Here is a 12583-nt window from a genome sequence, read left to right as displayed (position 1 = left end):
TGTGATGGTACCGAGTCACATCACCTAAGCTGTGCCCATGGCTCGATGGGAACCGAACGCACGACAGCGACTCGTGCAGGCCGCGATCGACCTGTTCGGCGAGCAGGGTTACGACAGCACCACCGTCGCCCAGATCGCCGAGCGGGCCGGACTGACCAAGACGACCTTCTTCCGGCACTTCCCGGACAAGCGCGAGGTGCTGTTCGCCGGGCAGGAGGTGCACGGCCGCCTCCTCACGGAGGGCGCCGAGGCGGCTCCGGCCTCCGCGACCCCGCTGGAGGCGGTCGCCGCGGCCCTGGACGCCCTGACCGCGTCCTTCACCCCCGAACAGCGCGAGTTCGGTCCCCGCCTCGGCGCCGTCATCGCCGGCCACACCGAACTGCGGGAGCGCCTGGCCTTCAAGGAGCTCAACCTCGCGGCGACCCTGACCGACGCCCTCCGCCGCCGCGGCGTCCCCGACCCCACCGCGAGCCTCGCCGCCGACCTGGGCGTCCGCGCCTTCGCCACGGCCTTCGCCCGGTGGATCGTCCCGGAGAACGACCGCCCCTTCCCCGGCCTGGCCCACGACGCCCTAGCCGAACTCCGCGAGGCGGCGGCCGCCCTCACCTGATGGCCGTCCTCCCCGGCCACCCCGTCACCCGGCCCGTCACCCGGCCCATCGCCCGGCCCCTCGCTCCGCCCGTCACCCGGCCCACAGCGCGGTCCCCCGTCCCGCCACCCGCTCCCCGATCCGCCGCACCAGCTCCGCCACCGGCAGGGCACCCACCCGGCGCCCGTCCCGCAGCCGCAGGGCCGCCAGCCCCGCCTCTGCCTCGCGTTCGCCGATCACCGCCTGGTACGGCACGAGCCTGCCGTCGCGCACCCGCGCGCCCAGACTGCCCTGCCCGGGACCGGCCACCTCGGCCCGCAGCCCGTCCGCGACCGCCGCCGCGACCAGCGCCCCCGCCTGCGCCAGCTGCGCCTCGGCGACCGGCAGGACGAGCAGCTGCACCGGCGCCAGCCAGGCCGGGAAGGCGCCGCCGTGCACGTCGAGAAGATGCGCGACGGCCCGCTCCACACTCCCGATCACGCTCCGGTGCACCATCACCGGCCGGTGCCTGCCGCCGTCCGACCCGACGTACCGCAGATCGAACCGCTCCGGCTGGTGGAAGTCGATCTGCACGGTGGACAGGGTCGACTCCCGCCCCGCCGCGTCCGCGATCTGCACGTCGATCTTCGGGCCGTAGAACGCGGCCTCCCCCTCGACCTCCTCGTACGCCACGCCCGCCCCGTCCAGCACCTCCCGCAGCAGCACGGTGGCCCGCTGCCACAACTCCGGGTCGGCGACGTACTTCCCGCCCTCGCCGGGCAGCGAGAGCCGGTGCCGTACGGCGCTGATGCCGAGGTCGGCGTAGGCGCGGGCGATCAACTCGAGGGCGGCGCGGGCCTCTTCGACGGCCTGGTCGAGGGTGCAGAAGATGTGGGCGTCGTTGAGCTGGATGGCCCGTACCCGGGTGAGACCGCCGAGGACACCGGACAGCTCGGCGCGGTACATCGCCCCCAACTCGGCGATCCGAAGCGGCAGTTCCCGGTAACTGCGGGCCCGGGACCGGTAGATCAGCGCGTGATGCGGACACAGGCTCGGCCGCAGCACGACCTCCTCCGCCCCCACCCGCATGGCCGGGTACATGTCCTCGCGGTAGTGCGACCAGTGCCCGGAGATCTCGTACAGCTCGCGTTTACCGAGGACGGGCGAGTACACGTGCCGGTACCCGGCGCGCCGCTCCGCGTCCCGGACGTACTCCTCCAGGGTGTGCCGTACGACCGCCCCGTCGGGCAGCCAGTAGGGCAGGCCCGCGCCCATCAGCGGGTCGGTGTCGAACAGGCCGAGTTCACGGCCGAGCCGGCGGTGGTCCTGCATGGCGGATCTCCTTCGTCGGAGAGGCGAACGACCCGCGACACGACAAAGCCCCGGGACGTTCCCCCGGGGCTTCGGACAGATCGGATGTCAGCGCGCCGGGACGGTCTCCGGCGTCGTCGTACGGAACGGACACGGCAGGGCGCGCTTCATGCGCGACACGCTAACGACAAGACGGGACACCTGGCGAAAGGTTTTCCAGCCTGCTTCCAGCCTGCCCCCCCGTCCGCCCGGGGCCGGGATCGGCGCGAAGGTCGGCACGTACGCCGGGCCAGCCGGGACCGTGAGCGCCATCGTCGTGGGCAGTGTCGACCGGGTTGAACTCGGGTGCGTCTAGCTGAATGCCGGGCAGTCGGCGAACAGGTGAGCCCTCACCCGGACGGACCGGAGCGGTGGTAGGCGGACGCCAGTGGTGATGGCGTGATCTCACGCGTCCCACCGCTCCTGTTCCCGGAGAGGCCCCGCCATGAGAGTCATCGCCTCCGGTCTTGCCGTGGCCGGTCTGCTCGCCGTCTCCGCCTGTACGGCCGGACGGCCGCCGGAAGCGTCCGCTCCGGGCGCCTCCCCGGCGGCGAACGCGACCGCCGCCGAGCAGCCCGCTCCCGCCCCCGCCAGCCCGGCCGCCTCGCCCGGCACCCCGGCGCTCACCCCCGGGCAGGCCCAGTCGGCGCTGATCGGCGAGGCCGACCTCGGGGTGCCGTGGACGGCCGGCGACTCCACCGCCACCTGGCACGACGGGCTGCTCAAGGCCGTCGCCGGGCAGCCCGACTGCCAGCGCCTCCTCGACACCCTGTACGCCGACGAGTTGCTGGAACCGGCCGGCCCGCACGCCGTCACCGTCCTCGACGACGGCGACGACGACGCCCAGCTCCGCTACCAGGTCTACGCGAGCCGCGCCGCCGACGTGGACCGGACTCTGGCCTGGCTGCGGGCGGTGCCCGGCGTCTGCGGGCAGTTCGCCGCGCAGACCACCTCGGCCGGGACCGAAGCTGTCCAGGTCGCCGACTACCGGCTGCCGGAGTTCGGCGAGGCCCGGCAGGGGCTGCGGGTCACCCTCACCGCGCAGCCCTCCCCGGGCGACGATCCCACCACCCTCACCGTCGACATCGCCGTCGTCCGCGTCGGCGACGACGCGATCGTCCTCACCGCCGGCGCCCTCGGCACCCTCCCGGCGGACATCGCCGCACAGACCCTCGACATCGGCGTCCGGCGCCTCGCCGAGGTACGGGAACAGGGCCGGGCGCAGGCCTAGGGCCCGTCCTGGAACCCAGCGCCGACGGTCGGCGGAGGACCGCGTCGACCGGTCAGGGGAGGACCGCGTCGACCGGTCAGGGGAGGACCGCGTCGACCGGTCAGGGGAGGATCGCGTCGACGTAACCGCCGTCCACCCGCAGGGCGCCCCCGGTCGTGGCCGACGCCTGCTCGGAGCTGAGGTAGACGACCATGTGGGCGATCTCCTCCGGCTCGATCAGCCGTTGCAGCAGGGACTGCGGCCGGTACTCGCGCATGAACCTGCGCTGCGCCTCCTCCCACGGCAGGTCCCGGTCCACGAGGCCGTACACGAAGTCCTCGACGCCGCCGGTGTGCGTGGGGCCCGCGATGACCGAGTTCACCGTCACGCCCGTGCCGGCCGCCTTCTTGGCGAATCCGCGGCTCACCGCCAGCAGCGCGGTCTTCGACATCCCGTAATGGATCATCTCGGCCGGGATGGCCACCGCCGAGTCGCTGGCGATGTACTGCACGCGCCCCCAGCCGCGTTCGGTCATGCCCGGCAGGTACAGCCGCGTCAGTCGTACCGCGGCGAGCACGTTGACCTCGAAGTAGCGGCGCCATTCGTCGTCGCTGAGCTCCAACGGGTCGGCGGCCCCGAAGACACCCAGGTTGTTGACGAGGATGTCCACCCCGGGCAGCAGTTCCGTCGCCCGGGCCGCTCCCTCGTCGGTGGAGACGTCGGCGGCCACCGGCACCAGGTCGGCGCCGGGGGCCTGCTCGGCCAACGCCCGCACGCTGTCGGCCACCCGACGTTCGTCGCGGCCGTTGACGCCGACACGGGCTCCGGCCCGGGCGAGCCCCACGGCGATGGCCGCACCGATCCCCTGCGTGGAGCCGGTGACCAGTGCGGTGCGTCCTGTCAGATCGATACGCATGGGCGGGAGGGTTCCCTTCGTACGCCGGTGAATGCCAGGGTTTGTGTGCAGGTGCCTCTGCATGCCACCGTCCGTCATGTCGGGCGGCACGACCCACCCGCCTGACCCGAACGGGCTACGGCGTCTCGTACGGGTCCGACGGCTGCCGCACCGTGTGTGCCGACTTCGCGTCCAGCACCGGCGGCCAGGCCGCGTCCGAGCCAAGCTTGCCCTTGGGGTGCCAGGTGCCGGTGACGGTGACCCAGGTATCGGTGAGCGGCGCGTCCTCGCCCCTGATCTCCACCTTGCTGGTGGTGGCGTCGGCGGCGCAGCAGGTGACTATCAGCCGGGTGAGATACCAGGTACCACCGGCGGAGCCGGACGTGACGAAGCCCGTCATACGGACCGTACGGCCCGTCAGCGAGCGCCCGCTGTCGTAGATCGCCCGTGAGCTGAACTCGGCGAGCGTCAGCGGCACCGGGTTCCCGGCGGGCAGCGCCGGGAAGTCCCCGACCCCCTGCGCCGCCCGCTGCGCCGCCTCGCGCTCCGCGCTGTACGAGCCGAGCGCGGGCGGGGGAAAGAGGAGCAGGGCGACTGCGGGGAGGGTGAGCAGCCAGGCGATCCGGGGGCCGTGGTTGTGGTGGTGCTCGTGGTTGTGGTGGTAGTCGTGGTCCTCGCTGTGGTCATGGTCGTCGCCGTGGTCATGGTCGCCACTGTGGTTATGGTCGTCGCTGTGGTCATGGTCGCCACTGTGGTTATGGTCGTCGCTGTGGTCATGGTCGTCCGTGGTGCGGCTGCGCAGTGCCGCCGTCGTGAGGCCCAGCAGGATCAGGGCGATCCCGGAGGTGATCAGGTACGGGCGCAGGGACGCCTGTACGTACCGCAGGTACAGGTCGCCGAAGAGGGTGATCCGCAGGGCCGCCGCGCCGACCAGGCAGAGCAGGACCGGTCCGCCGTAGCGCCTCACAGCAGCCACCACCCCACCAGGACGCTGGCCGACAGGGCCACCAGCCAGGTCGCCGAGGAGAAGCGGAGGGCGAAGCCCCGGCCGAAGGTGCCCGCCTGGAGGGCGATCAGCTTCAGGTCGACCATCGGGCCCACCACCATGAACGCCAGCCTCGCCGTGGCGGGGAAGGCGCTGAGCGAGGCGGCCACGAAGGCGTCGGCCTCGCTGCACACGCACAGCACGACGGCGAGCACGGCGAGGAGCGGGACGGCCGTCCACGCGGAGCCGGTGAAGACGTCCAGGACCGATCTGGGCACGGCGATGTTGAAGGTCGCCGCGGCCCCCGCGCCCAGCACCAGGAAGCCGCCGGCGTGCAGGAAGTCGTGCTGGAGGCCGGTGACGAAGGCGCGGGGGCCGGTGGTGTGGGAGTCCTGGGCGGTGCGGGGTGGGCGCAGCCACTCGTCGCGGCCGAAACGTGCCCACAGCCAGCCCATCACCACGGCGGTGCCGAGGGAGGCGAGCAGGCGGGCCAGGACCATCTCCGGCCGGCCGGGGAACGCGATGGAGGTCGCCACCAGGACCACCGGGTTGATGGCCGGTGCGGAGAGGAGGAAGGCGAGGGCCGCGGCCGGGGCGACCCCGCGGCGCATCAGTCCGCCGGCCACGGGGACGGAGGCGCACTCGCAGCCCGGCAGTACGACGCCGGCGGCCCCCGCCACGGGAACGGCGAGAGCCTGGTTGCGGGGGAGGAGGCGGGTGAACACCCGCTCCGGGACGAAGGCGCCGATCGCCGCGGAGACGACGGTGCCGAGGAGGAGGAAGGGGACGCCCTGGACGGCGACCGCCGTGAACACGGTCCACCAGGCGGCGACCGGTGGGGTGTAGAGGTCCAGGGCGAGGGTGGGCCCGAGGACGGAGGCGACGGTCGCGATGGCGAGGAGGGCGGTGCCGCCGAGGACCGCGTGGACGAGGGCGCGGAGGAGGAGGCGCAGGGTGTCGGTTGCCGTCCGTTGGCTGTGCACCGTGGGGACGGTAGCGAGGGCGGCTATGGGGTGGGGTTCAGTTGGCAGGGAGAAGGCTGTGTGGTGGCTGACGGCTCGTTCGCCGGGTCCCGGTCCCACACCGTGAGGTCCGCCCAGCGCCCCGGCGTAAGTGGGCCGCGCAGGTGGGACTCGCCCGTCAGGTAGGCCGCCTGGACCGTGACGGGGATGCCGAGGGTGCGGATCCAGGACGGTAGCGGCAGCCCCTACAACGGCGGCTGGGCCGGCGCCGGGCCCAGGGTCGTGGTGCCCGGGGCCGTTCGGTGGCCGAGACCCGTGCGGTACGCGTCCAGGGCCGCCTCCACCCGGCCGGTGCGGCGCAGCAGGTCCCCCAGCAGCCGGCACAGGTCCGCCAGGTCCCCGGCCGCGCCCGCCCGCTCCAGCAGGCTCAGGGCGCGGACGTAGTGCTCCTCCGCGGCCTCCGTCTCCCGGGCGTCCTCGGCGATGATGCCGAGCAGGCGGTGCGCGGCGGCCGCGTGGACCGCACCGCGCTCGGAGGAGAAGTCGCCGAGCACGTCGTTCAGCAGTGCGGCGGCCTCCTCGGACTTGTCCCGGCGGTGCAGTACGTCGGCCAGCTCGACGGCGGCCTGGCTGCGGTACAGGGCCGCCCGGGTCTCCGACAACATCGCCAGGGCCTCCCGCAACTCCCCTTCCGCACGCTCCAGTTCGCCGTTCTGAGCGCAGACGTAGCCGCGCATCCAGTGGCAGTTGGCGAGTTCGGTGCGCAGCTGGAGCTGGCGGTACAGCTCGGCGGCCTTGGCCAGCGAGGCGTCGGCCTCGGCGACCCGGCCCTCGGCGAGCAGGGTGCGGGCGACGGAGCGGTGCATCCGGGCGATCAGCGCGGGGTCGCCGGCCTGCGGGGCGAGGGCGAGGGCGAGTTCCGCGGCCTGGGCGGCGCGGGCGTGGGCGCCCATGTCCATGTACGGGCCGATGGCGGACGCGTAGAGCAGCAGGAGCGCGTCCGGGTCGTGCAGCCCGCTCCGGTTCAGCTCGTCGAGCGTGGTCTCAAGGAGGTAGACGGCATAACGAAGCTCACCGGCCAAGTAGTGGCTGACGGCCCGGCCGCGGATCGCCGGGACGCGCACCGGCAGCGGCTCGTCGGCCGTCCACAGCTCGGCCCGTTCGAAGAACTCCCGGGCCCGGCCCAGCTCACCGGTGTCCAGGGCGCACTCACCCATCCCGAGCAGCGCGGTGGCCTGCTCGACGGACAGCCCGTGCGCCTCCGCCTCCTCGAAGAGGCCGGCGTACAGGACGGCGGCCTCCTCGGCCGCGCCGGTGGCCAGGGTGCGCTGTGCCTCGGTGAGCCGCAGCCTGAGGTCGGTGGCGAGATGGGCGGGGCGCCCGCTGACCAGCTCCTCGAAGCCGACACCGAGCCGCCCGGCGATGTGCCGCAGCGCCTCGTCGGAGGCCCGCACCCGCCCCGCCTCCAGTGTGGAGATGTAGGCCGGTGTGTAGGCCGGTTCGGCCAGCTGGCGCTGGGTCAGCCCCCGTTCGGTGCGCAGCTGCTGCACCCGTCGCCCGACGGTCACCGGATCGTCCCGCTCCTGCATTCTGTCACTCCCCCCAACTCCCCCTGGACCCCTTGCCGTTGAGCTGTGTAAGCCCATAGGTTAAACGGCGAGTTAAACACGCTTAACCCGCCCCTGTCGTTGCGAGGTCGCCGTGCTCGGACGCACATCCGCACGCCCCACCGCACTCCCCCACTCCCGGCTTCGCTCGATCGGGGGGACCCCCACCGCCCGTAGTGTGGCAGCTGCCGTGATCGCTGTGGCCGCGCTCATCACGGCAGCGAACGCGGGCCCGGCCAGAGCGACGGACGACGGCTCCCGCTCCTCCGTGCCGGCCACCGCCGAACACGCCCCCCGCTGACGCCTCCCACCGGCCGGCCGACGCGCTCCCCCCTGCCGGCCGACGCGCCTCCCCGCGGCCGGCCGACGTCCCCTCGCCTGCCGGTCAACTTCCCGCTCCAGGACTCCCGGTTCGACGACCGCCTCGACAGGCGGAGCCGACCGGCATCACCTTCGGCGGGTACGCCTGACCCGGCTCGCCCGTGGCCGGGAATCCCGGGTGCTGTTTGTCAGTGGCATGTCCTAGTCTTCATCGCATCCGCCACACCCGGCTCACAGCGCACGCACACATGTGGGCCGAGGTCCGTGGCACCCACTTCATTCGTTCCGGGGGGTTCGAATCAGCGTGCGTATGCGCACCCGCACCATCACGGCCGCCACCACCCTGGCGGTCCTCTTCAGCTCCGCGGCCCTGGCCGCCACCACGCCGGCCTTCGCCGACACCAGCGCCCTGCTGCCGATCAAGTCGACCGGTGACATCGTCGTCGACGGCGTCCACCAGCAGGTCTTCATCAGCGACCCGAGCAACGGCAAGATCGTCGTGACGGACTACTCGGGCAACGTGCTCAAGCAGCTCACCACCAACCTCTCCGGTGTCACCGGCCTCGAGCTGTCCGCCGACTCCGGCACCCTCTACGCGGCCGTCCGGGACCTGGACGCCGTCGCCGTCATCGACACCGCGACGGACGCCGAGACCACCCGCTACGCCGTGGGCGACAAGCCACGGAGCGTCGCCGTCGCGGACGGCAAGCTGTGGTTCGGCTACGGCGGTGACGCCGAGGGCAACATCGGCTCGGTCGACCTGACCGGCGACCACCAGGTCACCCTCGGCCAGGACAGCAGCTGGTACTCGGCGCCCATCCTGGATGCGGCACCGGGCACCGACATCCTGGTCGCCGGCGACCGCGACCTGAGCCCCGCGTCGCTGTCCTCGTACGACGTCTCGTCGGGCACCGCGACCCAGCTGGCCCACATCCGCACCGACGGCAGCAACCTCAACGACCTCCAGGTCACCCCCGACGGCAAGGACGTCGTGGTGGCCAGCGGGGCGCCGTACTACCACCAGGTGTACAAGACGTCCGACCTCAACGAGGACGGCAAGTACACCAGCACCGCCTACCCGAACGCGGTCGCGATCGCGCCCGACGGCACGGTCGCCGGCGGCAGCTTCGCCTGGTACGACCCGGACATCTACATCTTCCACCCGGGCAGCAGCGAGGCCGTGCGCACGTACGACTTCCCCAACACGGGTACGTCCAGCGGCGCCGACACGCTCGCCGACGGCGGCCTGGCCTGGACGCCGGACGGCTCCCGCCTGTTCGCGGTGACGTACAACGACGCGGACGTGTACTCCCTGCGCGAGTACGACACCCCGGGCCGGGCGGCCACCACCGTCACGGTGAACGCCCCGGCGACGGCGACCCGCGCCAAGCAGCTCACCGTCACCGGCACGGTCTCCTCGACGACCGCGCTGCCCGCCGGCACCCAGCTCGCGGTCACCCGCACCGACCTGGACTCCCCGAACGGCAAGGCGCTGCCCGCCGTCACCGTCAAGGCCGACGGCACCTACTCGTTCACCGACACCCCGCCGGCCGGCGGCAAGGTGACGTACCAGGTCTCCTACGCGGGCGACGCAGACCACACGGCCGCCTCCGCCAAGGACACCGTGGACGTCTCCCGCGCCAAGCCGACGCTGACGCTGAACAACAACGGCAAGGTGTACGCGTACGGGCAGGACGTGAAGTTCACCGCCCACCTCGGTACGACGTACAAGAACCGCACGGTGGAGATCTGGGCCGACCCGTTCGGCTCGGACAAGCCCAACAAGCTGGCCAAGTCCGGCAAGGTCGACTCGCACGGCAACCTGTCCGTCACCCTGGACCTCAAGCGCGACACCAAGGTCACCGCGAAGTTCACGGGCGACGCGCGCTGGCAGCCGCGGTCGGTGTCCAGCTCGGTGGGCGCGAAGGTCAGCATCTCCATGACGCCGAGCCGTCAGTACAAGACGAAGACCGCGTGGGGACAGAAGTACTACGTCTTCCACAAGACCAAGAACCCGCTGTTCACCACCAAGATGGCCTACTACCCCGGCCGTTCGCAGCGGTTCGACTTCCAGGTCTACTACCAGGGCACGTGGTACTCGGACGACTCGAAGTACTTCGCGCTGGCCACCGACGGGATCTCCCAGGTCGAGTTCACCGGCAGCCACAAGGACGACGTCGGCTGGCGCTTCCGGGTCCGTTCCGACTACATCAACGGCACGTCCGGCGACACCGTCAACTCCACGACCTACGGGGCGTGGAAGTACTTCACCTTCACGAGCTAGTACCGGTGACTCAGCTGGTCTGAAGCTGCCGCAGGTGCTGCTGGACATGGTCCAGGGCACCCTCCCGGCGGCCCGGCACCCTGAGTCTCAACTCCGCGAGCGCGGGTCCGAGTTCACGGGCCCGCGCCGTGTCCTTGATGGCACCCCACTGGTGGTGGGCCCGGTCCACGGCCGCCTCGACGGCCGGCGCGTCGGCCGGCTGCCCCGCGGCCAGCCGGACGTGCGCGACGGTCAGCCAGGTACGGCAGCTACGCGCCGCGTCCCCCGCGAACATCGCCAGGTCGGCCCGGACTTCGGACCAGTGCAGGGCGTCCTCGGAGGCCGGCCCGTGCGCCCGCGCGGCGGCCTCCTCCCAGCGGGCGGCGAGCCCGTCGGCCTCCGCGTACCGCCCGCCCCGCGCGGCCGTGCTGATGGCGTCGTGCGGATCCCCGCTGTCCGGGGTGTGGGTGCTGAGCAGAATGCAGCCGGCGGCCTCCGCGCCGAGCCGAGCGAGCACCTGCTGGTGCAACTGCGTCATCGGCGGCCGGTGCCCGCTGCGCAGTACGGTCGCCACGGCCTTCATGTACGACGGCGCCGCGACCTCCCGCCGGGCCGGCGGCGGTGCGATACGCCCGTGCACGGCGTTGTTGCGCCCGGAGTCGAGGGGCACGGTACGCAGCCACTCCCAGGTCTCGTGGTCGGCGTGCAGATCGAGGACGAGCGTGGTCGCCCCGGCCGGCCGCAACCGCAGCTCCTCCCGGATCCAGTGCCAGGGCAGGCCGGTGTAGCGGACGGTGGCGGGCGTGGTCCGGGCCAGCGCGAGATGCGGCAGCCGCTGCTTGCGGTCCAGGTGCAGCTGGCCCGTGACGAACAAGGTCAGCGGGCCGGGGGCGGCCGCGGCGGCCCGCAGCCGGGTCAGGACGGCCTGCGGCTCCAGCGGGTCGGCGAGTTCGACGACGTTGGCGGTGTCGGTGCCGGAGAGTATCGCCGGGGGGACGGCCGCGAGCACGGGGAGCACGGATGCCGCGTCCACCAGACCCCCCTTGCCGTTCGGCGAGGCCGCGAGCAGCAGCACGGTTCCGGGCATCGGCCCTCCCCCTTGTTCCCCAGGTCCACTTACGTCAGCACGGTAACCGCTGCGCCTGCACAGCGGAGGGTGCGGGCGAGGTTTGGGGTGGGATGGGAGTGTTCCGGGAGTCGGGAGAGCACGATCGGCCGGGATTTGCGCCCGTGGGCCTCTTGACGGTCACCGCGGTCCACGCCTTGCCCGCGCCCCGTCAGGGGGCCGCCGTTCTGCGGATCGCGAAGATCGTGGTGTCGTCGGAGAGGCGGCCCCGGCTGTGGCGCAGTACGCCGTCGCGGAGGTAGGCGACCAGGAGGTCCGGGTCGGCGGTGGCGGCCCGGGCGGCCTCCTCGGGCAGCGCGTAGAAGTCGCCGTCCGCGTTCCTCGCCTCGGTGACGCCGTCCGTGGTGACCAGGAGGGTCTCGTCGGCGGCGAGGGTGACGGTGAGGGTCGGCGGGGGGCCGGAGCCCGTCGCCAACTCGGCCATGCCCAGCGGGAGTCCGTCGCCCTGCGGCAACGCGCGTACCCCCGTCGGCCCCACCGCCAGCGGCGGCTCGTGACCGAAGTTGACCATCTCCACCACGTCCGAGGCGCCCGGCGGAAAGCTCAGCAGCACCGCCGTGGCGAAGCGGTCGCCGTCGTCGCGGCCCAGGGCGACCGTGTGACCCCGGTGCCGGAGCATCCGGGTCTCCAGCCGGACGGCCACCGTCGCCAGGTCCTTCTCGTGATAGCCCGCCTCACGGAACGTGCCCAGCAGCGCGGCCGCCGTCTCCACCGCGCCCAGCCCCTTGCCCTGCACGTCCCCGACCAGTACCCGGGTGCCGTGCGGGCCCGGCTGGATGTCGTAGAAGTCGCCGCCGACCCGGGCCACCGTGTCGGCGGCGAGATAGACCTCCGCGTGGTCCAGCCCCGCCCACCCCGGCGGCAGCGGACGCAGCACGGTGCGGCGGGTCGTCTCGGCGATGTCCCGCATGTGCAGCAGCCGCCGCTCGCCGCCCGCCCGGACCGCGCAGGCGAGGACGGCCAGCAGCCCGGCGAAGGCGACCAGGATGAAGTCGGGCAGCTTGGCCTGGTACCGGTGCGGCCAGACGCTGTCCACGGCGATGTAGTCGAGGACCGTCAGCACCGCGAACACGGCCGTCACCCGGACCCCGCAGATCGCCGCCGCGATCCCGGGGACCAGCACGATCCAGGTGATGATCCGGAACCGTTCCGTGGTGTTGAGGTCGACCGTCGTGATCCCGGCCAGCAGCAGCGGCGCCGCCCAGGAGAAGCTCCGGCCCCGGGCCCACTGCAGGGGCCGCCGGCGCGGCAGATCCTGCCACCGCCGCGGGGCCGGGTGGTCGGTCACGACAGCAG

Annotated in this window: 10 protein-coding genes; 3 read left to right on the top strand and 7 right to left on the bottom strand. The window is 72.8% G+C overall.

Annotated elements, in window-relative coordinates:
• Positions 1 to 37: 37 nt before the first annotated feature.
• Positions 38 to 610 (top strand): TetR/AcrR family transcriptional regulator, encoded by a 573-nt coding sequence (locus AB0N16_RS18010; protein ID WP_365797682.1) that lies wholly within the window; start codon positions 38 to 40, stop codon positions 608 to 610.
• Between the two features lie 72 nt (positions 611 to 682).
• On the opposite strand, the gene thrS is transcribed toward AB0N16_RS18010, so the two are convergent.
• Positions 683 to 1900, bottom strand: coding sequence for a threonine--tRNA ligase (gene thrS, locus AB0N16_RS18005; RefSeq protein WP_365797680.1), 1218 nt, complete (start codon positions 1898 to 1900; stop codon positions 683 to 685).
• Between the two features lie 463 nt (positions 1901 to 2363).
• Between thrS and AB0N16_RS18000 the strand changes: the two genes are divergently transcribed.
• Positions 2364 to 3149 (top strand): hypothetical protein, encoded by a 786-nt coding sequence (locus tag AB0N16_RS18000; RefSeq protein WP_365797678.1) that lies wholly within the window; start codon positions 2364 to 2366, stop codon positions 3147 to 3149.
• Positions 3150 to 3249: 100 nt separating this feature from the next.
• Here AB0N16_RS18000 and AB0N16_RS17995 read toward each other — a convergent pair whose 3' ends face one another.
• The 4 genes from AB0N16_RS17995 to AB0N16_RS17980 form a co-directional block, all read right to left on the bottom strand.
• The gene (locus tag AB0N16_RS17995) at positions 3250 to 4044 is read right to left on the bottom strand and encodes an SDR family oxidoreductase (protein WP_365797676.1); all 795 of its coding nucleotides are present in this window, start codon (positions 4042 to 4044) and stop codon (positions 3250 to 3252) included.
• A gap of 115 nt (positions 4045 to 4159) precedes the next feature.
• On the bottom strand, positions 4160 to 4990 hold the full coding sequence (locus AB0N16_RS17990) for a TIGR03943 family protein (RefSeq protein ID WP_365797903.1): 831 nt from the start codon (positions 4988 to 4990) through the stop codon (positions 4160 to 4162).
• Entirely contained in the window at positions 4987 to 5991 is a 1005-nt protein-coding gene (locus AB0N16_RS17985; RefSeq protein WP_365797674.1) for a permease, read from the bottom strand. The genes AB0N16_RS17990 and AB0N16_RS17985 overlap by 4 nt, the downstream gene beginning before the upstream one ends.
• 224 nt (positions 5992 to 6215) lie before the next feature.
• Positions 6216 to 7559: a helix-turn-helix transcriptional regulator gene (locus tag AB0N16_RS17980; RefSeq protein ID WP_365797672.1), complete on the bottom strand. Its 1344-nt coding sequence runs from the start codon at positions 7557 to 7559 to the stop codon at positions 6216 to 6218.
• A 649-nt stretch (positions 7560 to 8208) separates the two neighbouring features.
• Between AB0N16_RS17980 and AB0N16_RS17975 the strand changes: the two genes are divergently transcribed.
• Positions 8209 to 10182 carry an Ig-like domain repeat protein gene (locus tag AB0N16_RS17975; protein WP_365797670.1) on the top strand — a complete coding sequence of 658 codons (1974 nt, stop codon included), beginning with the start codon at positions 8209 to 8211 and terminating at the stop codon, positions 10180 to 10182.
• Positions 10183 to 10192: 10 nt separating this feature from the next.
• On the opposite strand, the gene AB0N16_RS17970 is transcribed toward AB0N16_RS17975, so the two are convergent.
• Both AB0N16_RS17970 and AB0N16_RS17965 read right to left on the bottom strand, forming a co-directional pair.
• Entirely contained in the window at positions 10193 to 11248 is a 1056-nt protein-coding gene (locus tag AB0N16_RS17970; RefSeq protein WP_365797668.1) for a hypothetical protein, read from the bottom strand.
• Between the two features lie 190 nt (positions 11249 to 11438).
• Positions 11439 to 12539, bottom strand: a complete 1101-nt coding sequence (locus tag AB0N16_RS17965) for a PP2C family protein-serine/threonine phosphatase (RefSeq protein ID WP_365797901.1) — start codon at positions 12537 to 12539, stop codon at positions 11439 to 11441.
• Positions 12540 to 12583 lie beyond the last annotated feature (44 nt).

The organism is Streptomyces sp. NPDC051105 (assembly GCF_040682795.1).
Classification (GTDB): Bacteria; Actinomycetota; Actinomycetes; order Streptomycetales; family Streptomycetaceae; genus Streptomyces.
The sequence above is the reverse complement of the archived record's forward strand: the minus strand, read 5'-3'. Positions and strand labels throughout refer to the sequence as shown.

Bases quoted from the DNA above. Each gene is read 5' to 3' on its own strand.
- AB0N16_RS17980 (WP_365797672.1), bottom strand. From the start codon at position 7,559: ATGCAGGAGCGGGACGATCCGGTGACCGTCGGGCGACGGGTGCAGCAG.
- AB0N16_RS17970 (WP_365797668.1), bottom strand. From the start codon at position 11,248: ATGCCCGGAACCGTGCTGCTGCTCGCGGCCTCGCCGAACGGCAAGGGG.
- AB0N16_RS18000 (WP_365797678.1), top strand. From the start codon at position 2,364: ATGAGAGTCATCGCCTCCGGTCTTGCCGTGGCCGGTCTGCTCGCCGTC.
- thrS (WP_365797680.1), bottom strand. From the start codon at position 1,900: ATGCAGGACCACCGCCGGCTCGGCCGTGAACTCGGCCTGTTCGACACC.
- AB0N16_RS18010 (WP_365797682.1), top strand. From the start codon at position 38: ATGGCTCGATGGGAACCGAACGCACGACAGCGACTCGTGCAGGCCGCG.
- AB0N16_RS17975 (WP_365797670.1), top strand. From the start codon at position 8,209: ATGCGCACCCGCACCATCACGGCCGCCACCACCCTGGCGGTCCTCTTC.
- AB0N16_RS17995 (WP_365797676.1), bottom strand. From the start codon at position 4,044: ATGCGTATCGATCTGACAGGACGCACCGCACTGGTCACCGGCTCCACG.